Raw genomic sequence first — 22443 nt, forward strand, 5'->3', positions numbered from 1 at the left:
ACATTACAATTTGACTTTAATTGAATGATCATTTAACATGCGAGTTATAAGATGAATCCGATAAAGAAAGCAGGAGAACATGATGCCTCTGCGTTCTGATACCTCCAACATTCGAGTGATTATTACAGGCGCCACCGGAATGGTTGGAGAAGGTGTATTGCATGTGAGTCTAGCGCATCCGGATGTGGAACGCGTTCTGGTCATCAACCGCAAGCCCTGCGGCGTGTCCCATCCCAAGCTTGTTGAAATTCTGCACCAGGATTTCTTTGACTTGTCCCTTATAGAGCCGCAATTAACCGGGTACAATGCCTGTTTCTTCTGCCTGGGCGTATCCTCGGCGGGTATGAAGGAGGCTAAATACAGCCGCTTGACCTATGATCTCACTCTTCATGCGGCCAGTGTGCTTGCCCGCCTAAATCCGGATATGGTGTTCAGCTACGTCTCGGGAAGCGGCACAGACAGCAGCGAAAGAGGCAGAAGCATGTGGGCCAGGGTAAAGGGAAAAACGGAGAACCGTCTGCTGCAGCTCCCTTTCAAAAAAGCGTATATGTTCCGCCCAGGTTATATCCATCCCATCAAGGGAATGAAAAACACGCATGGCTATTACTCCGTCCTGTCCTTGTTTTATCCCTTCCTGAAGCGGTTTTTGCCCAAATACGCGGTTTCCTTGAATGAACTGGGAATGGCCATGATCCATACCATAAATAAGGGCTATGATGCGTCCATTCTGGAATGTGAGGATATTCATCGGCTGGCGAAACCATGAGTGCCGGCAAGTTCCTTGCATAGCGGCAAAAAGAGACTCTTCCATCCGGTTGAAGAGTCTCTTTTTGTTGTTTATACTGAAACCTGTTAGCCAGCATTCCTCTTCATGGGGAAAATAGGACCGGACAGGGGAGCTTGCAGTGACCGAGGATGAATGGGATTGGACCCGCGGCATGGTGCTGCTCGACCGCACGAATGAAAAGAATGACCAAGATATAAGCTATCCCTTCGCTCTGGACGAGCTGATCGGGAGGCAGACCGGAGATGGCGGCCCGCCGGTATGCCATCTCTGGCGGCATCCCCGGGCCTTCGTGATCGGCTCCCGGGACAGCCGTTTGCCCGGCGCTGCCAACGCTGTGCGCTGGCTTGCGGGCGAAGGCTATTCGACGCTTGTCCGCCATTCAGGCGGAGCCGCCGTTCCGCTGGACATGGGCGTCGTGAATCTTTCGTTGATCCTGCCTGGTGAGGGCATTAAGGGACAGGGGATTTACCGCGATTTTGACCGGATGTACGCCTTGATCCGGAGAGCCGTGGCTTCTCTGGGCGCTGAAGCGAATAAGGGCGAGGTAGCGGGCTCCTATTGCCCGGGCGATTATGACCTGCATATCCAGGGATTAAAGTTCTGCGGAATTGCCCAGCGCAGGCAGCTTCGCGCCACCATCATTCAGGCCTTCATTATAGTGGAAGGCTCGGGACGATCACGCGCAGAGCTGGTTCAGGCCTTCTATGCGCGGGCAGCCGCAGGGGCGGCCCCCTCTGCCTATCCGCAGGTCGAAGATGACCGGATGACCAGCCTGGAGGAAAGATCCGTCGTCGGAGCCGGCGGATCAGCCGTATTCGCGCATGCTGTTCAGGAAGCGGTCCATGCGAACCGGAACCCGCAGGAGACAGCTGCTCCAGCGGGACTCTTCCGCATGCCGGAGGCAGACGCGTTGGAGGCGATGTGCGCGCAGCTTCAGAAGCGTTATGCGCTGCCTTGAAGCAGAGCATGAATAAGGCCGGGAATCTCTCACTGGATGAGTGATCCCGGCCTTTGTTTAACTTGCGACGAAGGAGAAGAATGCCGAGATCTACTAAATCGAAATAAGAAGAACGGCTTTCTATGATAAACTGGTAGAAGCAATCATCTAACGATCAGCAAGGAGACCTGGGAATTATGAAGCTGGTGTCATGGAATGTGAATGGCCTGAGAGCGTGCGTGAACAAAGGATTCAATGAGTATTTCAAGGAAACGGCAGCCGATATATTTTGCATTCAGGAAACGAAGCTCCAGGAAGGACAAATCAGCCTGGATCATGGGGAAGACTATACGCAGTATTGGAACTATGCCGTTAAGAAAGGATATTCCGGAACAGCCGTATTCACGCGGATCAAGCCGCTGTCGGTCCGTTACGGCATGGAGGAGGATGAAGAGCCCGAAGGACGCATCATTACCCTGGAATTCGAAGACTTCTACCTCGTGAATGTCTATACCCCCAATGCCAAGCGCGATCTGACCCGGCTGCCGTACAGGCTGGAATGGGAAGACCGCTTCCGGACCTATCTTCTGGAGCTGGATGCCAAGAAGCCCGTTATTGTCTGCGGCGATCTGAATGTGGCCCATCAGGAGATCGATCTGAAGAATGCCAAAGCCAATCACGGCAATTCGGGCTTTACCGCGGAAGAGCGTGACAAGATGACCCGGCTGCTGGAGGCCGGATTTATCGATACCTTCCGGCATCTCTACCCGGAGCGGACAGATGTTTACAGCTGGTGGTCCTATATGCCGAAGGTGAGAGAGCGCAATGTCGGATGGCGGATCGATTATTTCCTGATATCCGCAAGGCTGGGCAGCCAGCTGCTTGACGCGCAGATCGACTGTGATATTACAGGAAGCGACCATTGCCCGGTTGTTCTGAATCTGGCGGACACGCAAGCCTGAAGCTTTCAAAGAAGCCCCATCCGAGGCAGGCTGCCTTGGTATGGGGCTCTTTGAGCTTAGCGGGGAGTCGCCTTCTCATTTTGATCGGGGACGAGGGCGAGTCTTACTTTTGACTCTCCTTGGCTTGTTCAATAAGCATATCGGCAATCAGATCAATTTGTCCGACAATGGCGATCGGGTCATAACGGTAGAAGGTATCATAATCATTATAAAAAATCCGGTTGTTCTTCGCGGCATCCAGCCCCGACCAGACGCCAGAGGCCTTCAGCTTCTTGAGCTGATCCCCTTTCTTCTCGGGATCGTAGGTCGTCAGGAACATATAGTCGGCCGCATATTCCGGCAGCACCTCCATGGACAGCTGCAGCGTTTGCTCGCCCGAGCTTTCCTTGTGCGGCATTTTGAATTTCAGCGCATCGTATACCGCTTGCCCGCCCCGGCCGGCATTGTCGCCGAATATCCACAATTCCCCTTTATCAGTCAGCTCGTACAAGCCCACGGTTGCATTCTCATCCACAACCCCCTTCAGCTTCGCACGGCCTTCCTCGGCCTTCTTCTCGTAATTCGCAAGGAATTGCTCCGCTTTCTCAGGTTCGCCTACGATGTCTCCGAACAATCTCACTGTCTCCCGAATGTTGGTTGCGGTGCCAAAGGGGATATGCAGCGTCGGCGCGATTTTGGATAACGCTTCGTAGCTGTCGTCGTACATGACGACAATGAGATCGGGCGCCAGCTCCAATGCCTTCTCCGAGTTGATAGGCGCGCCTACATCCTTGGCATCCTTCAGCAGATCCTTCAGGAATGGATTGTCGAAGGTCGTCGGTTCAATGCCGATCACATTTGCTCCTACAGAAAGCAGTTCCCCGCCATAATAATCCGTCACGATGCGGAGCGGCTTCACCGGTATCTCCACTGGCCCTTTATCAGTCTCGAAGGTACGGAATTCAGCAGCCGCAGGCTCCTCTTCCTTATCTGTTTCCGCTGCTTCCTCTGCGGTCTTGTTCGCTTCTGCCTGTGTGTTCGGCTCAGCGCCGCCGTTCGTCTCGCTGTTCGTTGATCCGCAAGCTGTAATGAGCACGGACAGCATCATAATGATTGCCGAAGTAATAAAAAACGACTTTCTCTGTAACATGGTAAACCTCCCGGAGTAATCATCAGTTAATCATTCGCCACTAAATGATAATGGGAATCATTATCATTTAGCATGTTATCAGACCCTATTTCTCCTGTCAATACAAACCTTTCCTTATGGGAACATGATTAACTGTCGCAGCGTACGCAGAACATTTCTTCGCATGAGCAGCCAGATTTTTTCCGTAGGAAGAAACGGCCATATCGTGCTTTGGCGGCAAAGTTAGTTTCTTCCCTCAAACCTTATAGACATTTACAGGCGTGAAACAAATGCTATAAGGTTAAGAAGAATCGGCTTACCGCCCTTTGTCGGCAAAGGACAACACAAACAGGCCGGGAACCCATGACGGCGTTTCCCGGCCTGTTTGATGCGTAAGCGGTGTTATTTTGCCTTGCTGTTGCTCATCGCCGGCACGATCCTTACATCCTCGTATTCCCCGTTCACAAAACGGTGATATTCCGGGGAGTCCACCGGGATGAGCGCCATTTTCCCCTCGGCGTTGAAATGGATGCCCCACCCGTATTTCTTCGGTAGCATGGATGCCCGCAGGCAGGGCATCGGCTTCTGATAAAATTCATCTTTCATCTGCGTCCCCCGCGCCTCCAGCTCCTCTTCCGGAATTTCCTTGTGCCTGATGTGCACTTCAAATAATAGTTCCTCTTGCGTGTATGCATAGGGATGATCCGCGACCAGCTCGAACTCAATGCCGGGCTTTGTTTTTCCGCTTTTCTTGTCAGGCGGTGTCATGCCCTTCTCGGCAGGACAATCACGGGCTACCGTAATGAACGTATTATAGTAATTCCATTCCATCCTGGTCCCTCCATTCGATACGCTTATATCAACATTATACCCCGGCTATGCTGACAATAACGGCCAGTGAAGTCATTGAATTTATCCCTTGCTGCTCTCGACTTCATTTACGTTAATATCCGCAGCAGTCTGTCTACCTCCGGCATCCGGTAATCCTCCGTCTGCTTCGCATCCAGCACCATAAGGCCGGAAAGCACAGACAAATAATCTGCAATCAGATCCTCCGGCCGGCCCGGCGCAATCTCTCCGGCCTCCTGGCCTTCCTTCAATAGAGGAAGCAGGATATCCACATAGGCGTTCATCGGATATTCCTTAAGCAGCTGCCGGGATTCCTCCGGAACGCCATCCGACGTACGCGCCTGATGAACCAGCATAAAAAAAGGAGCGCCTTCCGCCTCTATCATAGATTCGGTCAAACTTCTCAGCTTGTCGATCGGTGATCCCGGCAGCTGGTAAACATTCTTCAATGCGGATATCGATTCCGTCACCGCACGCTGAACGAGCGTCGTAAAGAGCTCGTCCTTTGACTTGAAGTAATGGTAGAGGAGACCGTGGCTAATGCCCGCTTCCGCAGCGATCATGCTCATTTTGGTGCCGATGATCCCCCTGCGGGCGAATACTTGAAGTGCCGCGGCCATAATTTGTTCTGTGCGTTCATCGCGGATGTGTATCAATTGTTCTTCGTTTAATGGCGCCAATGTTCTCATTCCCTCTTGGACATATTCTGATCTCATCATAGCAGTTCCGAGTCTCAAGTTACACAGTGGAAAAATAGCAAAAGATAACAGATTGATTTAGTCAGTCAATGTTAATTTAAGCTGTTTCTGATGGGCTGTCAATGATTCGTTCCACCGTCAGACATTTTTGAACCCAAGCTCCTGGAGGGCACACAAGGAAGTCCAATCCAGTATCCCCCCTAAATTTCTAGTAAATATGACAGCGGAAAAACCCATAAAATCCTTAGTGTAAATTTATTCAATTCATGTTAATGTAATCTAAGAAATCCATTTTCATACTCAGTGGGCATTGTATACACCACCATGAGGAAATAGTCATCATCGATACAGCGGCTCTCCGTCTTTCTGGAGAACCGCTTATTTTTTTGGTGAAATGAAATCCCGGCATTTTCAAGCAAACAAGGAGGGAAATGATGAAGAAGCAGTTAGCCATCTTATTAATCGCTACTCTCGTTGTTATGCTGTTCCAGCAGGCTATTCCCCCGGCTGCGGTATATGCGGCGGGTGCCGAAGCCCCCATTTATCCTGCGAAGGATAAATTCGACGACACGAGCCTCGTTCTCGATGGAGAAGCGAACAAAAATTACATCGGCTACGATGCCGCTTACGGCACTCATTCCACATATCTGCAATTCCCGCTAGCGGCTATACAAGCTGGCAGAGCTCTGGAATCAGTCAAGCTGATCATCCCTATCCTTCCTGGCTATGTTTCACGCGCGCAATCCACAATAGAACCTTACGTGAAGCTTTATGGCACCTTATTGGATAATTGGACGGAGGAGGGAACGACTTTTAACGATATACCCGCCTATAATCCGGCCACTGATTTTCTGGGAACAAAATCATTTGTTTTTGCGACTTATGCTTCCGATAACATCAAGCTGGCGTTTGATGTAACAGATTTTATCGAAGCTCAGCTTGGAGTCCCGGATAATATAGCGTCCTTTGCTCTAACCGGAGCGACGGAAGCTGATATCAACAATGTTACTGATCCCGGCGGGGTTAAACAAAACATCATTATGCTGGATGATCAGGAAAGCGGGAGTATCGGCCGTCCTTATCTCGAATATGTGTATATGCCGAATGAACCGCCGACTGGCACTATCGTCATCAATAACGGAGCTACATTCACCAACAGCACCGCTGTGGCATTAAACTTAACGGCGTCGGACCCCAACAATGACAGTATCGAGATGCAATTCTCGAATGATAATTTGAGCTGGAGCACCAAAGAAGCCTTCAGCACAACGAAGGCCTGGGCGCTGTCTGCAGGCGACGGTTCCAAAACAGTCTACATGCGATTAACCGACGCGGCAGGCAATGTCACGAACAAAAGCAGCACGATTACGTTGGACGCAGCAGCTCCAATTGTAAGCGGTGTCACTAATCTGTTGAAAACGAATCAGACCGTGACAATCTCCATCACAGAGCCCAATCTGCAATCCTCCGCCTTGAATGGCTCTGCCTTCACCAGCGGGAATCAGATCAGCGCTGAGGGCAATTACACACTTGTTGCAACAGATCTGGCAGCTAACACAACGACCGTGAGCTTCAGCATCGATAAAACAGCCCCAACGATAACAGGGGTTGTAACCGGTTCATTTTATAATACGGATCAATCCCCGACCTTCAGTGACTCCAATCCGGATGCCGTTCCAACGGCCACTCTGGATGGTAATCCGTATACAAGCGGAAGCAGCATTTCAGCAGAAGGACCCCATACTTTAATTGTTAATGACGGTTACGGCAATTCGCAGACGGCGGTGTTCACGATAGATAAGACCGACCCGGCGGGATCTGTTTCCATCGAAGCGGGCAGGAATTCGACGAATAAGACGAATGTCGCTTTGACGGTCGATTACTCTGATACCTCCGCCGTTCAAATGCGGTTCGCCAATGTTGAGAGTGACTTGAGCTCGGCCAGCTGGGTCAGTGCGGCGGCAAGCTACAGCTGGACATTAACAGCCGGAGACGGAGAGAAATCCGTGTATATGCAGCTGCAGGACGCAGCCGGGAATACGGTTCAGTACAGTGACGGGATTACGGTGGATACGGTCCTTCCGGTTGTCACTGGCGTAAGTGAAGACGACAAATTGAAAGACAATGTGACGGTGACTTTTAATGAAGGAAATGGAGAATTGGACGGTATTGCATTTGAGAGCGGCTCCGCAGTCACCAACGAGGGCGATCATACGCTCATTGTGACAGATGAAGCCGGCAATGAGGCTACCGTGCATTTTAGTCTGGATAAGACGAAGCCCACAGTAAGTGGAATAACGAATGGGGGATTTTACAAAACCGCTGTCGCTCCGGCTTTCGAGGATAATCATACAGGAGTGTCGGCGAAATTGAATGGGTCAGCCTTCACAAGCGGAACGGGCGTTACTGCGGAAGGAACCTATACACTCGTCGTTACCGACGCTTATGGCAACAGTATTTCGGTGTCGTTCACGATCGACAAAACGGCGCCGGCAGGCAGCCTTGTGATAAACAACGATGATGCAAGGACTACTGATGCCCAGGTGCAGCTTGCTGTAGCAAGCACAGATGCCAGTCCGCTCGAGATGCGCTTGTCGAACGATGGCACAACATGGGACGATGACGATTGGGTCGAAGCGGCTGGAACGGCTGATTGGACGCTTGCGGGCGGCTTCGGCGACAAAAGCGTATACGTGCAGCTGCGGGACAAAGCCGGAAATGCGGCTGCCTTCTCGGACAATATCACCTATCGCTCCATCCCTGTCGTGAATGAAAGCAGTGTTGACGGGGCGGAAGATGTTTCATATATCTTCAGCGCTGCCGACCTCTCCATCACCAATGCAGACGGTCAAGCGCTGGACGAAATCACTGTCGTTTCGGTTCCCGCAAACGGTAAGCTGCAGGTTAAAGGGACCGATGTCCTGGCGAGCGACAGAATCGCCATAACGGACATTTCTGACCTGCAGTTTGTACCTGCGGCAAACTGGTTTGGCGAGACCTCTTTTGAATGGACGGCAGCCGCAGCATCGGTCATGTCTTCAACTCCAGGCACTGCCAGGATAACGATAGCTTCCGTGAATGATGCGCCGGCTGCAGACAGCCTGCAATTCAAGACGTCCTCGAGCCAGAGGATTGAAGACCGGCTTACTGCCGGGGATGTTGAACAAGATGCATTAACTTATCAGGTCGTCGACCAGCCTGCCAAAGGTGTGCTGACCTTGGATCCCGCTGCCGGCTCGTTCAGCTACGTACCGGAGTACGGGTACTACGAAAATGTGACTTTCACATACAGAGCCAGTGACGGGCAAGCGGATTCAAGCCTGGCAACGGTCACGATTGTGAATAATCCGCCGCCTGTCAGCGGAGGCGGAGACGACGACGATCAAGATGACGATGATCAAGGAAGCAGCGGTCAAGATGAAAGCCCGCCGCCGGCGAAGCCTCCTGTCAAGATCGAAGGACTTGATGATACGGATGTGAAGACAGAAGTGATCACGAAGGATGGCCACGAAATCCTCGCCATTTCCCTCATGGGCAGCCAAGTAAAGGAGCTCATTGATCAAGTTAAAGATGGAGAGCTTACGATCGATGTTGGCGCTTATGGTGGCCATGTTGAGCTGGGACTGGATAAGGACCTGCTGAACCAACTGGATCATGGGACCAAATCGCTCAATCTCATCGTGAATGGAACGGGCTACGGACTTTCCTCCTCCGCTATTCGTGACATTCTGGGCGGCTGGGGGGATGCTGACACGCAGCTGAAAATTGAAATTAAACCGGCTGATCAAACCACCACCGGCCATTTGGCGGACCTGGCCAAGGTAAAGGGCTATGAATTATTAGTTACTCCAATGAGCTATCAGCTGTACTACCAGACTGGCGATTCAAGGGTTAATCTATCTTCGGTCAAAGGGTACATTACCATTACTTATGGCGAGGAAGAGCTCAAGGGTAAAACACCCAAGACCGCCGTGCTTTTACTGCCTGACGGGAGGCTGGTTCATGTCCCAACCAAAATCAGCAGCAAGAACGGCCAGTTTGCCATAAAGGTCCACAGCTTTGCGAACGGGGTATTCGCGCTTATCGATTTCGAGAAAACATTCAGCGATGTGGGCGGCTGGGCAAAACCGTATATCGACGACCTGGCATCGCGCTTAATCGTCCAGGGCACGGGCGAGGATGCTTTTGAGCCCAACCGCGGCGTAACCCGCGCAGAGTTCGCCGCCATCATTACCGGAGCGCTCGGCTTGTACAATGAAACGGAAACGGGAGACAATACCTTCTCGGACGTGAGCAAGGATGATTGGTTCGCATCTTCATTGAAACTGGCTTCCGAATATGATCTTATAAGCGGCTATGCCGACGGTTCCTTCCGACCTGGAGGAAATATTTCGCGGGAGGAAGCCATGGTCATTCTGGCCCGCGCGCTCCATGTGATGGACTTGAATCCCGACTTTTCCGAGGCAGACCAGAATGCGGCGCTGTCGTCATTCAAGGATAGCTACAAGCTGAAGAACTGGTCCAGGTCCGCAGCGGGACTTACAATCAAGCTGGGTATCGTGAACGGCAGCGATAACCGGCTCAATCCCGCTGAGCCGATGACCCGGGCACAGCTTGCTGCTGTGATCGTCAAGTTGCTTCAAACAGGCCAATTCATCTAGAGGGGGAAGCTATGCGAATTGAGTTGAAGGATACTCAGGATGACGAACCGTTATTCTATGAGCTGTATGCTTCCACCCGTGCAGCGGAAGTCGCTGCTTGGGACTGGAATGCGGAGCAGCAGCAGGCCTTTCTTGCTATGCAGTATCAGTTCCAGCAGCAATCCTACCGCATGCAGTATCCTGATAATCGGATCCGCCTCATCCAGTCTCATGGACGGTGTGCAGGAAAGCTACAGACGGCAGCAGATGGGCATGAGCTTGTTTTGGTGGATATCATTATTGCTCCGTCATTCCGGAATGCCGGACTCGGCACCAAAATCATAAAGCAGCTTCAGCAAGAAGCCCGTGCAGCGGGCTTGTCCTTGCGCTTAACGGTCAAGCACGATAATCCGGCCAAACGCTTATACACCAGACTGGGCTTCACTGTCGTGATGGAAGAACAGCTTCACTGCCGGATGGTGTGGACGAACAATACGAAGCAGCCAGCATGTCCATAAACGTTGTTCTGATTACGAAGTTCTCGGTATAAGCATATTGCCTGCCGATTTCTTAATAGATGCAGAATTTGAGAAGGAGAAGATGACATGAATCCGTATGTTGGAGAAGTACGAATGTTCGCCGGCAATTTTGCTCCGCAAGGTTGGGTATTATGTGATGGCCGTTTGCTGTCCATTTCAGAGAATGATGTATTATTCAACCTGCTCGGAACGACTTATGGAGGAAACGGAGTAACCAATTTTGCAGTGCCTAATCTAACGGGTCGTATTCCGGTTGGCCAAGGTACAAATCCTCAAACGGGAACGACTTTTATCGTAGGTGAGCAAGCAGGAACGGAGACGGTTACACTTACGCCAAATGAGCTCCCCGCTCATACCCATGTTCCTAATGCCTCATCACAGCCAGGTACCCAGCTATCGCCTTCAGGAGCGGTTTGGGCCGCCCAGACCAATCAAAACATTTATTCGTCCGAAACGCCGACTAAGCTGATGAATGCGCAATCCGTACTGGCTGCAGGCGGAAGTCAGCCGCATGATAATGTCATGCCGTTTCTGGCGATCAATTTTATTATGTCGACAACCGGTATTTACCCGCAGCAAGCATAAAAGGAGGAAAATCAGATGTCAGAATCATTTATCGGCGATATCAGGTTGTTCGGGTTCGGCTTTACTCCCCGCTACTGGCAGCCATGCATGGGCCAGACGCTGGCCATCAATCAGAACCAGGCCTTGTTCTCAATTCTGGGCACCACCTATGGCGGCGACGGTATGACCAACTTTAAGCTGCCTGATCTGAGAGGGAGAGCTCCTGTACATACCAGTAATGGGATTAGCCTGGGGCAAATGGGCGGGGAAGAAAGCCATACGTTAACCATTAATGAAATGCCCGCTCATCATCATACAGCCATGGCTAGTGAGCAGGGCTCTTCCTCCTACTCGCCAACTGGAGATACGTGGGCCCCTGCCGGAAATGGCACCAACTCTTTTGCGGCATCAGCCGATTCCCAAATGAGTGTGAACGCGCTCACCACAGCCGGAAACAGTCAGGCTCACACGAATATGCAGCCCTACTTAACCATGAATTATTGTATTTGCACCCAAGGCATATTCCCGTCACGCAATTAAAAAATCGTAAGGAGGCTAAACAGATGTCTGATCCGTATTTTGGTGAAATTCGTATCTTCGCAGGCAACTTTGCGCCAAGGGGCTGGGCGCTTTGCAATGGGCAATTAATGCCGATCGCTTCAAACACGGCTTTATTCTCTATATTAGGTACGACTTATGGCGGCGACGGCAAATCAAACTTCGCTCTTCCCAATTTGTCGGGTATGGCGCCTATGCAGCAGGGTACCGGTCCTGGACTTACAGAACGCTATCTGGGAGAAACAGGCGGAAGCCAAACCGCAGCGTTATTAGCTGCCCAGATCCCCTCACACTCTCATACCCCTGCCGCGGTTGCTGCTGGCGTTGCGACTTCTCCTGCACATGCAGTATGGGCAGGAATTGTACAGGGACGCGGGGTCTCCGCCGTCTACGGGACGACCCCCAATACGCAGATGAACCAGACTGCCCTCGGGATAAGCGGAGGTAGCCAGCCTCATAACAATATGCAGCCATATTTGGGCTTAAGCTTCATTATTTCGCTTGAAGGCGTCTTTCCTCCCAGACCCTAAACGTTAAAAGGCCGGATTCCTCCAGTTAGGAGGGACCCGGCCTTCATTTTTCAGATCCGTTTACTTTCCATTATTCGATGACATGCCATCGTTCTTTGCCATGTTCCCGCTGGACATATTGTCCTTCTGGTCGGTCATAGCTCCGGCGTCCTTCTCCTTCATCATGCTGCCATCATTGTTCTGGCAGGCAGCCCGCATGAGCTTTAACTGCAGCAAGCCCGCGGCCATTCCCGTATGGTCGAGTCGGCTATGAACGCTTAGCAAGTGTACTGTGCATTGCTGTGCTGCGCCTCAGCCTTTGACCGAGCCTGCGGCGATGCCCTCCACAATCCGGTCGCTGAGGAACAGAAAGGTGACCAGAATCGGCAGAATGCTGATCATGAGCGTCGCCCCGATGGCCCCCCAATCGGTGGAATATTGCCCGATGAAGTTCTGAACGCCGACGGTCAGCGTCTTGTAGGCATCCGAGCTGATGAACGTATTGACGAAAATAAATTCGTTCCAGTTGTAGATCATATTGATGATCGCGGTCGTTGCGAGAACAGAGCTCGTCATCGGGAATACGATCTGGATGAACATCCGGTTTACCGAGCAGCCGTCAATGACCGCCGCTTCCTCCACTTCACGCGGCAATGCGTAATAGAAGCCTAACAAGATCATTATGGTGATCGGCATGTTGAATGCGACATAAGTCAAAATGAGCGATAACGGTTGATCCGTCAAGCCGATGTTGTTGAAAAGACTGAACAGCGGAATAAGCGTAGAGTGGACGGGAATCATCATGGCCACCATGAACAGGCCGAGCACGAGGGAGCTTCCTTTCCACTTCATCCTCGTAATGGCGAAGGTGACCAGACTGCCCAGGACAACGGTAAGCAGCGTAGCTGCAATCGTTATCCATACGCTGTTGAAGAAATAAACATCGATATTTCCGGCGCTCCATACTTTCTCATAATTTTCCCAGCGGAGATGCACGGGCAGCGACAATGGCGGAAGGTTGAAGACTTCCTGATTATTTTTGAGCGAGAAGAACAGCAGCCACACAAGCGGGAACAACTGCAGCACGGCCACGACGGTTAACACCGAATACAGCAAGGCGTAGCCAAGCTTGCCAACCATTCCTGCTCCCGGGCTCTTCGTTAATCCCTGCAGCTTCCCTGCGGTTCCGGAAATCATGAATGTTCCCTCCTTATGAGTATTGGATCGTATCTTTCGTAACCGTTAGTTTACGAATGACCCAAGTGACGACGAGGCAGATAACAAGCAGGAAGAAGCCAATCGCGCTGCCATAGCCAAAATCATAAGCCCGGAAAGCCTCATGATACATATAAGATGCCATGACCTCGCTCGCGCCATTGGGACCCCCATCCGTCATAACGAAAATCAGGTCAAAATATTTTAATGAACCGACAACCGCCAGCACGATAGTCACTTTGAACACTTCCATAATTAGCGGCAGCTTGATTTTCCATGCGATTTGCAGCGCGTTGGCTCCGTCGATCTTCGCCGCTTCCTCCAGAGAAGCCGGGGTATTCTTGAGCGCAGCGTAATAAATCAGAATATAGAAACCCGCATATTGCCATAAAATCGGAATAAACAAGGCAAACAAAACAAGTGAAGGTTCTGCAAGCCAGGCGGGAGGGTTCGCAATGCCGATGGATTCCAGTAAGCTGTTCACAATCCCGTTCGTCGGGTGGAAAATTCGAAGCCACAGCTGCGCAATCGCAACGGACGACAGCAGCATAGGAATCAGGTAGATTTTGCGGAACAGATTCGCACCCCTGATGCGGGCGGCCAGTACCATAGCAACAATCAGATAGAAAATAAGGCTGATGCCGGAAAATAAGGCTAGCAGAAACGAGTGCCAGGCACTGTTCCAGAACGTTTGGTCCTTGATCAAGGCTGCGTAATTGTCCAGCCCGATGAATTTCATGGCGCCTATTCCATTCCATTCGTTTAACCCGTAATAGCCCGTCAGAACAATCGGAATGTAGATAATAGCCAGAATCAAAAGCAGGGAAGGCAGCACATACAATGCGATTATTTTTTTGTTGGAAAGCACTTTATCCAAGTTGGCCAGGCTCCTTTCTTTAACAGTCATTTGGAGCCGGGCTTGAGACCGCGGTTCTGACGGGTTTCAAGTCCGGCTCCATTTGCACAATTGTCAAAAACCGTTATTTGCCTTGGGAGACGGCCGTGTCATGCTCCTCCGAGAATTTCTCCGGCGTTGTCTCCTTGCCGAAGAGCGCCTGGATCATATTAAGATGCGTCTCCGCAGCGTTCGCCTGCAGTTGAACGTCTGCGAACAACGTGATGCTGCTTGCCTGATTCATTTCATTGAACAGATCGATGTACAGCTGCGGCAGCTGCAGCGAGGCCGTATCGACCTTCGTTGCCGGAATAACGCCCGCTCCGGTTACGGATTGATCGCCCCATTTGGTAACGAAGTATTCCACGAATGCCTTCGCTTCTTCTTTGACCTTGGAGTTCTCGGCGACGAATAATCCTACGCCCGGACCGCCTACCCAGCTGTCGATGTTCCCTTTTCCGCCATCGACTGTCGGGAATTTGAAGAAGCCTACGCTGTCGCGGAACTCCTGCGGAATATCTTCGTTTGTCGTGAAGTTCGGAAGCTCCCATGTCCCCATCATGTACATGGCGGCTTTTTCGTTGAGAAACTCAGACTTAGCCTCCTCGTTCGACAAGCCGTTAAAGCCCTTGATGAAGGCGTTGCTGTCAACAAGCGACTGAACCTCGGCAGCGGCCTTCACGAGCCCTTCGTCTTTGAATGATCCGGCGCCGCTGAACGCTTGGGTCAAGGCCTCTTGGCCTGCGATGCGGTCAGCCAGATACATATACCAGAGCGATCCGGTCCAGCGGTCCTTGTTGCCGAGTGCAATCGGAGCGACGCCGTTGTCGGACAACGTTTTCACAACAGCCTTGAATTGATCATAGGTTTGCGGAATCTCAAGCTTATATTTTTCGAAGATAGCTTTGTTATAATAGATCGGCGCGATGTTGAACTCCAGTGGAAGCGCATACGTTTTACCGCCAATCGCATAGGCTTCTGTTGTGCCCGCTACGAATTTCCCGTTCAGCTCGCCGCTCAGCAGATCGTCTACCGGTGCGAACAGCTGTCCATCCACGTAAGGCTGCAGGAATCCCGCTGCCCAGGTTACGCCTACATCCGGCAGTTCATTGGATGCGGACAGCACCTTCAGCTTGTTCTTGTACTGCTCGTTCTCCAGCACTTCCTGCTTGATCGTTACATTCGGATGCTCGGTCTGATATTCCGTAATGATCTGATTGACGATTTTATTCTGTCCGGCGGATACGCCTTCCGGCCACAGATGCATGAAGTTGATTGTAATCTTCTCGGCGCCTTCGTTTGCGCCGCCTTGGGATTCACCGGCGCTTTCATTTCCGCCGTTTCCGCCATTCCCGCTTTGACCGCAGCCTGCGGCAAACAGAGCAAGACTTAATGTCAGCAGCAGTACCGTCCATTTTTTGTTGAACACGTTTACAACCCCATTTCTAATGATGTCAGGCGGCTTGAAACCGCTTAATAAAAGTATAGCAAGGCTGCGGCAGCGCCATAAGGTCACAGGGATTGGGACTAATACCACTATTATTGGATTCGATCCTCCTTGGAATCCATGATGCCCTGGCGGAACTGACCGGGGCTCACAGCTTCGAGGGCACGGAAGACCTTCACGAAATATTTGGCCGTCTGGTAGCCGACCCGTTCGGCGATCTCGGCAATGGAGAGCCGCGTGTTCGCGAGCAGCTCTTTGGCCAGCTGCACCCTGCGTCTGGTCAAATATTCGCTGTACGTCAGCCCCGTCTGTTCCTTGAACAGGACGCTGAAGTAGCTGGCGTTCATATGCAGATGATCCGCCATTTCGCTCATCGATACCGACTCCGGGAGATGCTCGTCCAGGTAACGGATTGCCTCGCGCACCTGTACGCTGTAGACCTTGTCCTGCTGCGCCGTTCCCATCAGCTTCGAATCGACCAGCTTCTCCATCCGCTGGATCCGATTCATATTTTCCTCGCGCGCAAGGGCCAGCTCCACCGCCTGAACCAGCTTTATTTTATCCAGCGGTTTCAGCAAATACTCCACGACGCCATACTGCAGCGCCTTATGCGCATAATCGAATTCCGGATGGCCGGAGATTAAGATGACGACCGGCGGATGAGCCATGCCGCTGATCCTCTCTACCAGATCAAGTCCCCCGAGCTCCGGCATCCGTATATCCGTTACGAGAAGGTTCGCATCGTTCTCCTGCAGCCATGCCAGCGCTTCAACACCGCTTGATGCGGTCTCGATATGATGTCGGCCCAATGACCACGCTTTCAATGTTTTACAAACGCCTTCTCTCGTTCTTGGCTCATCATCCACGATCAATATCGTCTTCACGTCTAATATCCTCCCTGTATTCATTCGGTATTTCGAAGGAGACGGCAGTGCCTTGACCTTCCCCGCTCCGGATATCCAGTCCGCCTGACTCCGATTCATAAATGAGCTTGAGTCTCCGCTCTACGTTGGCAATGCCTATTCCTTTGCCCTTGGAGGAGCTGCTGCGGCCAGCCTGCATGGAAGCATACAAGGAACGGAGTTTATCGGCATCCATGCCCGGGCCATCGTCGGTTACCGTTACGAGCGTATATCCAGGACGAGTGGAGGGCTCGACGCGCAGGATTACGCTGCCCGGACCTACCCGCTGCTCCACTCCGTGTAAAATTGCATTCTCGACGAGCGGCTGAATCAGCAGCTTCGGCAGCGGCACGCTTCGGCTGGCGGCATCCGAATCAATCCGCCACGACAGCCTGTCGAGCATGCGCATTTTCATGATTTTCAAATACCGCTCGGCATGATCCAGCTCATCCCCGATCGTCACCCATTCGTCATCGTCCGTCCGGTTGATCACATACCGGAATAACCCCGACATGTCGACGACAATTTGCGCGAGCTCCTCTTCTCCTTTTTCATCAAGGGCCCAATAGAAGGCTTCCAGGGTGTTGAACAGAAAATGCGGATTAATCTGCGCCTGCAGCGCCTTGAGCTCGGTACGGCTCTGGATGATTTCCTTCTGATAAACGACTTCAATCAATTCGTTGAGAAAAGCGACCATCTGGTTATACGTATTGTTAAGCTCGTTGATTTCCATCGTCGTGGACGTTATCGTACTTGGCCTGAGTGTCCCGAACCGGGCGCCGCGCATCACCTTGATCAGATTCAGGATCGGGCGCGTAATCATGGTCGATAGAATAAAGGTAAAAACAAGAAACAGCAAGCCGCCGACAGCGCCGGATACGATAACAGCCGTGCGGAGTACGGAGATGCCTTCTGTCGCATAATCGACCGGAGTCAGGATGACCAGCTTCCACCCTGTTGCCTCCGACAGCTTCTGAACGGCAATATAATCCTCGCCGCCCACTGTAATCGTCTCTCCCCCATGATTCAGCATCACAGCCGCATCCGCCTCTGTGGTGAAATCGGAAAAGATTTGCTGCCCCGCCTCATCGAACAGCCCCATCGATTCGCGCGTCCCGCTCCCGGCAGCCGAGGCACGATCCGTAAGCTGAAAATTGCTTTTCTCAATATAAACCATGATATATCCGGCATGCGAGAACGAGCGGTCGATCAGCCGGATGCTGCGGATCGCGATAACAACATCCGGATCCCGCGGATCAAGTCCGAACCAGATAAGGCGGCCTCTTCCATCGTCCACGCGGAGGATCCATTCATCCGGCACACGGCTGTTCAAACTGACGTCATCGAGCGGCAGCAGCCGCTGGTAATTGGTCGTATACAGCTCAAGCGAACGTATGCCGGTGGCATACGCCTCATACTTGCGCACTTCCTGCTGGAGCGATTGCCGCTCTTCGAAGCTGATCGGGTTCCCTTCGGTCTCCTGCGTCAGCAGCCGCTGGACCGATGCATTCGTCGCCACCTGCCCTGTGAGCGTGTCAATCTGCTGCAGCAGCACATCCAGCTTGCCCGTCGCCTGAACGGCGGTCTGCTGAATATGCTTTTCCGCACTGTTGCGCAGCAGGACCGAGACCTGATCATACATAAAAACCCCCACTGATGTCAGCACAATCACCATAACGAGCATGAAACCGAGGAAGATTTGATTGCGCAGCGTGTTTAAGCGTCCGAGGTTGATCAAATCCTGTACTCCCTTCCGTCATGTCGTTGTAGACACTACTATACATAATTACATGAGAAAAAAGAAAGCCCCGTCTGTCTAACCGTCAGGTTAGATAAGCGGGACCGCATGCAAACAAGTATAAAATTATTTTCTCCAAATTCCGCCAGGGCAGGGGATAAACCCTCCTTGCTTATAAAACTCGGCATGCTCGGGAGCATAGGTCACTGTCACAATCTCCAGCCCTCTGCGCTCCGCTTCCCTCAATAAGCCGTTTACCAGGGCCACGCCAACCCCCTGCTTCCTGTGACCCAGGTGCACCATGATGTCCTCCATATAGCCATGCTGTAATCCCGTTCCACAAATATATCCAAAAGCAATAAGGGTATCGTCTGCATCCCTCAATCCAGCCCAGAAATTACATTTTTCCAATAAAGCCGGGAAGTCTTGATCCCGTCTCTCCCAGCCGACCAGCTCTCTCAGGTCGGGCACCTCGTGGTTTTTAATGGGAGGATTGATTAGTATCGCGTGCAATGGGTTCGCCCCTTTCCGGATTAGGTATGAAAATGTCTTTTAAAAACGATCAGAAAGGATTCCTGCCTGTTAGTTTAGAAAGGCGCCGCTGTCAAACAACCCCGGCACCTCACCAATAAAACGGTCATAATTATCCGCCGTATACTCGCTCCAAGGGACCTCGAACCACGGATAGCCGGAAATCAGGTGAACCCGGTTCTCCCGAACGGCTTTTAGATTTCTCCAGCCATCCCTCTGGGACAGCATGCTCCATGCGGCTTGCGAGCCATCGTCCCCCTCAACATGAAGCAGAATCCGGTCCGCATGGAAGGCCTCCAGCTCATGCAGTCGAATCAGCTTCTTCCAATCAAAATCAGCCACAGCTTGCGGCATGGCAAGCTGCAGATCATCATACAACACCGTTCCCGCCCTGCTTCCCCAAACATGCAGCTGGTCGCGGCTGATCAGGAGAACCAGCACGGTATCTCCGCCTACAACGGGCTTAAGCTGTTCCCTTACCGCGGCCGCTTTGCGGTTATATCGGTTCAGCCATTGGAGCGACTCTTCCGCTCTTCCCAGAAATTCCGCTATGCGCAGCAGATGCTGGCGCCAATCCTCCTCCGAGGAAAGGAACAGGGCCGGCGCAATATGCCGAAGCTTCTCCTGCTCCTCCGGCGGAATCAGACTGTCCATAGCGATAATATAGTCCGGCTCCGCCTTGCGCAATGCCTCGCGGTTGAATTCATACTGATGGCTTAAGGGCACCTTTACTTCATATTTGTACCTGTTTCTGTAGTAATCCGTCCAGTATTGATCGAACGGCGCGGCGAAGGGAATGATCTGCAGCGCAAGCAGCTGTCCGAAATTGATCCAGCTGTAGGCGGCAATCCTGCATTTCTGGTTGCGCTGGTAGACAGCTGGGGCAATGCCGGTCTGCTTTTTGAACAGGCTGCTGAAATAGTTCTCATTCTTATAGCCGATCTGATAGGCAATGCTGCTTAACGGGAGGGCAGCCGGTCCTTCCATAAGCTGTTTGGCTTCCATGAGCCGGAGATCCGTCCGGTATTCCATAACGCCTCTGCCATAGCGTTCCTTGAATAACCGCATAAAATGATACCGGCTCAGACCGGCGATACCCGCCAACCTGTCTATGGTGATTTCGCTCCGGTAATGCCGCTCCAGTTCCAGGCGGGCGCTCTCAAGCGCAAGGGCCACCTGCTGCTCCTGATAACCCAATACAAGGCTGAGAAGCTCGAGGAGTCCCGCTTCACAGCGAAGCCTTGCCGAGGAAACCCCTTCTTTCCAATTGGAGCTTATCATGTCGAACAGCTGGATGACCAGTGAAGTCGGGCTTACCAGGGCTTCACCCAAAAAAGGGAAAGCAGCTTCCGGCGGCGGCGAGGAGATAACGGCCCCTTCTTCCGGCGGCAGGATATGTATCTGAAAATAGAGCAGCAGCAGCCCCGATTCGCTGCCTGAAAAGTTGGTCACTTCAACTAATTGGCCGGGCGAACAGACGAATACCGCTCCGGGGCGAAGGGGGCAGGGGCGTCCATCGATGACCAATTGCCCGCTGCGGGCAGTAGTGAGAATGAGCAGATGGGACTTCGTCTCTACGAAATGACGCTCCTGCAGGGGAGAACGCAAGGTGCTCCTGACGATTCCGACATTCAGCAGCTTATAGCAAATGAGACCCGCAGCAGAATGCTGCAGGTCGATCTCGCGCCTGTTATTCATGAACATCCCGTAATACATCGTCAATCATCAAGCCGTTCGCAATCGGATTGGCATTGAACCAATGCCCGGAATCCGCCTCGAAGACGCGGCCTGCTTTGACCGCAGGCAATCCCTGCCACAAGGGGTTGTCAACCGGCGGCTTGGCGCGTCCCTCGCCCGAAATCACGAAGATATAGTCGACCTCGTTTAACTGTGCAAGTGTCTCAAGCGAGTAGGTCTCGTAGTCGCCCTTAAGTACCTGAGGCTGCTTGAAGCCTAGCGCCTCATAGAGTATCGAGCCTCCATAAAATTTGGGGCCGAACAGCTTGAAGCCTTTCTCGTCGCCCGCCTGCATGAGAATGGCCGTCTTGCTGCCGGGTATGCTTCCCAGCTGCTCCTTGGCTTCTTTTAGCTTCTGATCGTAGTCGGCAATCGCCTTCTCCGCCGCTTCGTCCTGATTAAGCAAAGCGCCGAGCTTCTGAAGATTTCCTCTCCAATCAGCCTCATTGTCGGACAGCACGAAGGTTGGTGCTATTTTGGCATACTGCTCGTAGGTGCCGTTGGCCAGATAGGTTGGAGCCAGAAAAATAATGAGATCCGGATTGTAAGAAAGCGTTTCTTCCGGCTTCAAGCCTCCCGCCATGTCCAGTACCGGCACATCCGCCAGCCTGTCCTGCAAATAATGCTGCGGAACGCCCGCTGCGCCCCATTGGGCAACGGGCTTTATGCCGAGGGCTGTTAGCGGATCTTCTATGAATGGAGCAATAACGCGCTGCGGATGGGTCGGCACCTTCACTTCATGGCCCATGACATCCGTCAGCAGACGGAATGAGTCGGCATCGGCCGGAGCGCTTCCTTCCGTGTCCGCAGTATTTGCGGAGTTTGCAGTGTCTGCGGCGTTGGCAGGCTGCTCCGTATTTGCAGAGGCGGATGTCTCCGGATCGTTGACAGAGCTGCCGCATGCAGCCAGCATGCTGATGATTACAATCGTGATAGCAGTGTACATGAAACGGTTTATGACCTTCATTTTTTTCTAACTCCCTACTCGTTTTAATTGATATTGATTATCATTCTCTCTATAAACAGTATAGTAGGATACGTCCCATTTGTGAATAACCGATAATGCTCTCTTTTTCAAAATGACCGCATAGTTGTGAAGCGTCCTGCACGGGCAAACGGACAAGAGTTGAGCAATGGCCCCGCATGGGCGGCCCGGCAGCGGAGAACTCCTGATTGGAGATGGCAGTATTTAAGTACGAGAGAATAAACAAAGGCCTGGATCACCTTGCTGCAGGAGAAGCAAAACACATAACCTGATTTGATGTGGTATCAGCTGCAAAATCCAACGCTTTATTTTCTGGTTTGCCGCATGTTGCATACTTTAGAATCATATACATAAAATGTAATTATTCTAAAATATAGAAAGATTTATATTTGATGGGAGGCATAATTGATGAGTGAAGATCTAATTGCAAGAGCCGAGAATCCGGCAGAACAAGCCAAACTACTGCAGGATCAAGCAGCACCGTTGCAGGCATCCGAAAGTAACGTTTCCTATTCTGTTAATTTGGGAGTACATGAAGGAGATTTTATACTTAATTGGAGCGTAACGCCTCAAGTTTATGGAAGGTGGGACTGGGTTGGCGTTTTTGAGAATGCGGAGAATGCTCAAAACGATCCTTCCGGCACCTATAAATACGGCGGATGGCAGTGGGCGGATGCAGGCAGCCCCTATTCAACGAGCATCACCGCAAACGATGGCTGTGTAATTGCTTATATTGTATGGAACTATGGAACGAAATCCTACCAAGCGGTTGCCATATCCGCACCTTATTAATAATCGATTACAAACAAAAAAAGGAAGATGCGTCCTTTGGGATCGCATTT

21 protein-coding genes are annotated in these 22443 nt (G+C 51.9%); 9 read left to right on the forward strand and 12 right to left on the reverse strand.

Annotation, left to right across the window (positions count from 1 at the left end; translation table 11 throughout):
- Window positions 1-79: 79 nt before the first annotated feature.
- From AC0YOA_RS33555 to AC0YOA_RS33565, 3 genes are all read left to right on the forward strand, one after another.
- Window positions 80-766, forward strand: coding sequence for a Rossmann-fold NAD(P)-binding domain-containing protein (locus AC0YOA_RS33555; protein WP_475790285.1), 687 nt, complete (start codon window positions 80-82; stop codon window positions 764-766).
- Window positions 767-905: 139 nt separating this feature from the next.
- Entirely contained in the window at window positions 906-1745 is an 840-nt protein-coding gene (locus AC0YOA_RS33560) for a lipoyl protein ligase domain-containing protein (RefSeq protein WP_475790286.1), read from the forward strand.
- A gap of 176 nt (window positions 1746-1921) precedes the next feature.
- Window positions 1922-2686, forward strand: coding sequence for an exodeoxyribonuclease III (locus tag AC0YOA_RS33565; protein ID WP_475790287.1), 765 nt, complete (start codon window positions 1922-1924; stop codon window positions 2684-2686).
- A 103-nt stretch (window positions 2687-2789) separates the two neighbouring features.
- Here the strand turns inward: AC0YOA_RS33565 and AC0YOA_RS33570 are convergent, their stop codons facing one another.
- The 3 genes from AC0YOA_RS33570 to AC0YOA_RS33580 form a co-directional block, all read right to left on the reverse strand.
- Window positions 2790-3815, reverse strand: coding sequence for an ABC transporter substrate-binding protein (locus tag AC0YOA_RS33570; protein ID WP_475790288.1), 1026 nt, complete (start codon window positions 3813-3815; stop codon window positions 2790-2792).
- A gap of 381 nt (window positions 3816-4196) precedes the next feature.
- A complete protein-coding gene (locus tag AC0YOA_RS33575) occupies window positions 4197-4625 on the reverse strand; it encodes a DUF6157 family protein (protein WP_475790289.1) in 429 nt (142 codons plus the stop codon).
- Between the two features lie 107 nt (window positions 4626-4732).
- Window positions 4733-5323: a TetR/AcrR family transcriptional regulator gene (locus AC0YOA_RS33580; protein ID WP_210046840.1), complete on the reverse strand. Its 591-nt coding sequence runs from the start codon at window positions 5321-5323 to the stop codon at window positions 4733-4735.
- Between the two features lie 449 nt (window positions 5324-5772).
- Here AC0YOA_RS33580 and AC0YOA_RS33585 point away from each other — a divergent pair, with 449 nt between their 5' ends.
- From AC0YOA_RS33585 to AC0YOA_RS33605, 5 genes are all read left to right on the forward strand, one after another.
- Window positions 5773-10002 carry an S-layer homology domain-containing protein gene (locus AC0YOA_RS33585; RefSeq protein ID WP_475790290.1) on the forward strand — a complete coding sequence of 1410 codons (4230 nt, stop codon included), beginning with the start codon at window positions 5773-5775 and terminating at the stop codon, window positions 10000-10002.
- An 11-nt stretch (window positions 10003-10013) separates the two neighbouring features.
- Window positions 10014-10499 carry a GNAT family N-acetyltransferase gene (locus AC0YOA_RS33590; protein ID WP_475790291.1) on the forward strand — a complete coding sequence of 162 codons (486 nt, stop codon included), beginning with the start codon at window positions 10014-10016 and terminating at the stop codon, window positions 10497-10499.
- A gap of 87 nt (window positions 10500-10586) precedes the next feature.
- Complete coding sequence (locus AC0YOA_RS33595) at window positions 10587-11105, forward strand: phage tail protein (protein ID WP_475790292.1); 519 nt, start codon at window positions 10587-10589, stop codon at window positions 11103-11105.
- A gap of 15 nt (window positions 11106-11120) precedes the next feature.
- On the forward strand, window positions 11121-11624 hold the full coding sequence (locus AC0YOA_RS33600; RefSeq protein ID WP_475790293.1) for a phage tail protein: 504 nt from the start codon (window positions 11121-11123) through the stop codon (window positions 11622-11624).
- Between the two features lie 23 nt (window positions 11625-11647).
- A complete protein-coding gene (locus tag AC0YOA_RS33605; protein WP_475790294.1) occupies window positions 11648-12172 on the forward strand; it encodes a phage tail protein in 525 nt (174 codons plus the stop codon).
- A gap of 60 nt (window positions 12173-12232) precedes the next feature.
- Here the strand turns inward: AC0YOA_RS33605 and AC0YOA_RS33610 are convergent, their stop codons facing one another.
- The 9 genes from AC0YOA_RS33610 to AC0YOA_RS33650 all read right to left on the reverse strand — a co-directional run bounded on the left by AC0YOA_RS33610 (window position 12233) and on the right by AC0YOA_RS33650 (window position 21583).
- A complete protein-coding gene (locus tag AC0YOA_RS33610) occupies window positions 12233-12388 on the reverse strand; it encodes a hypothetical protein (protein ID WP_475790295.1) in 156 nt (51 codons plus the stop codon).
- A gap of 75 nt (window positions 12389-12463) precedes the next feature.
- A complete protein-coding gene (locus tag AC0YOA_RS33615; RefSeq protein WP_475790296.1) occupies window positions 12464-13348 on the reverse strand; it encodes a carbohydrate ABC transporter permease in 885 nt (294 codons plus the stop codon).
- A gap of 13 nt (window positions 13349-13361) precedes the next feature.
- On the reverse strand, window positions 13362-14243 hold the full coding sequence (locus AC0YOA_RS33620) for a carbohydrate ABC transporter permease (RefSeq protein WP_210046842.1): 882 nt from the start codon (window positions 14241-14243) through the stop codon (window positions 13362-13364).
- A 103-nt stretch (window positions 14244-14346) separates the two neighbouring features.
- On the reverse strand, window positions 14347-15690 hold the full coding sequence (locus tag AC0YOA_RS33625) for an extracellular solute-binding protein (protein ID WP_475790297.1): 1344 nt from the start codon (window positions 15688-15690) through the stop codon (window positions 14347-14349).
- A gap of 110 nt (window positions 15691-15800) precedes the next feature.
- The gene (locus tag AC0YOA_RS33630; protein WP_475790298.1) at window positions 15801-16592 is read right to left on the reverse strand and encodes a response regulator transcription factor; all 792 of its coding nucleotides are present in this window, start codon (window positions 16590-16592) and stop codon (window positions 15801-15803) included.
- The gene (locus tag AC0YOA_RS33635; protein WP_475790299.1) at window positions 16567-18348 is read right to left on the reverse strand and encodes a sensor histidine kinase; all 1782 of its coding nucleotides are present in this window, start codon (window positions 18346-18348) and stop codon (window positions 16567-16569) included. Before AC0YOA_RS33635 ends, AC0YOA_RS33630 begins: the two co-directional genes overlap by 26 nt.
- Before the next feature lie 126 nt (window positions 18349-18474).
- Window positions 18475-18861, reverse strand: coding sequence for a GNAT family N-acetyltransferase (locus AC0YOA_RS33640; protein ID WP_475790300.1), 387 nt, complete (start codon window positions 18859-18861; stop codon window positions 18475-18477).
- A 69-nt stretch (window positions 18862-18930) separates the two neighbouring features.
- The gene (locus AC0YOA_RS33645; protein WP_475790301.1) at window positions 18931-20577 is read right to left on the reverse strand and encodes an AraC family transcriptional regulator; all 1647 of its coding nucleotides are present in this window, start codon (window positions 20575-20577) and stop codon (window positions 18931-18933) included.
- Window positions 20570-21583 (reverse strand): ABC transporter substrate-binding protein, encoded by a 1014-nt coding sequence (locus AC0YOA_RS33650; RefSeq protein WP_475790302.1) that lies wholly within the window; start codon window positions 21581-21583, stop codon window positions 20570-20572. The genes AC0YOA_RS33645 and AC0YOA_RS33650 overlap by 8 nt, the downstream gene beginning before the upstream one ends.
- A 423-nt stretch (window positions 21584-22006) precedes the next feature.
- Here AC0YOA_RS33650 and AC0YOA_RS33655 point away from each other — a divergent pair, with 423 nt between their 5' ends.
- A complete protein-coding gene (locus AC0YOA_RS33655) occupies window positions 22007-22393 on the forward strand; it encodes a hypothetical protein (protein ID WP_475790303.1) in 387 nt (128 codons plus the stop codon).
- Window positions 22394-22443: the final 50 nt, after the last annotated feature.

The organism is Paenibacillus sp. JT22N12, from assembly GCF_056269365.1.

Bases quoted from the DNA above. Each gene is read 5' to 3' on its own strand.
- AC0YOA_RS33555 (WP_475790285.1), top strand. From the start codon at position 80: ATGATGCCTCTGCGTTCTGATACCTCCAACATTCGAGTGATTATTACA.
- AC0YOA_RS33565 (WP_475790287.1), top strand. From the start codon at position 1,922: ATGAAGCTGGTGTCATGGAATGTGAATGGCCTGAGAGCGTGCGTGAAC.
- AC0YOA_RS33570 (WP_475790288.1), bottom strand. From the start codon at position 3,815: ATGTTACAGAGAAAGTCGTTTTTTATTACTTCGGCAATCATTATGATG.
- AC0YOA_RS33575 (WP_475790289.1), bottom strand. From the start codon at position 4,625: ATGGAATGGAATTACTATAATACGTTCATTACGGTAGCCCGTGATTGT.
- AC0YOA_RS33585 (WP_475790290.1), top strand. From the start codon at position 5,773: ATGATGAAGAAGCAGTTAGCCATCTTATTAATCGCTACTCTCGTTGTT.
- AC0YOA_RS33590 (WP_475790291.1), top strand. From the start codon at position 10,014: ATGCGAATTGAGTTGAAGGATACTCAGGATGACGAACCGTTATTCTAT.
- AC0YOA_RS33595 (WP_475790292.1), top strand. From the start codon at position 10,587: ATGAATCCGTATGTTGGAGAAGTACGAATGTTCGCCGGCAATTTTGCT.
- AC0YOA_RS33600 (WP_475790293.1), top strand. From the start codon at position 11,121: ATGTCAGAATCATTTATCGGCGATATCAGGTTGTTCGGGTTCGGCTTT.
- AC0YOA_RS33605 (WP_475790294.1), top strand. From the start codon at position 11,648: ATGTCTGATCCGTATTTTGGTGAAATTCGTATCTTCGCAGGCAACTTT.
- AC0YOA_RS33615 (WP_475790296.1), bottom strand. From the start codon at position 13,348: ATGATTTCCGGAACCGCAGGGAAGCTGCAGGGATTAACGAAGAGCCCG.
- AC0YOA_RS33645 (WP_475790301.1), bottom strand. From the start codon at position 20,577: ATGAATAACAGGCGCGAGATCGACCTGCAGCATTCTGCTGCGGGTCTC.
- AC0YOA_RS33650 (WP_475790302.1), bottom strand. From the start codon at position 21,583: ATGAAGGTCATAAACCGTTTCATGTACACTGCTATCACGATTGTAATC.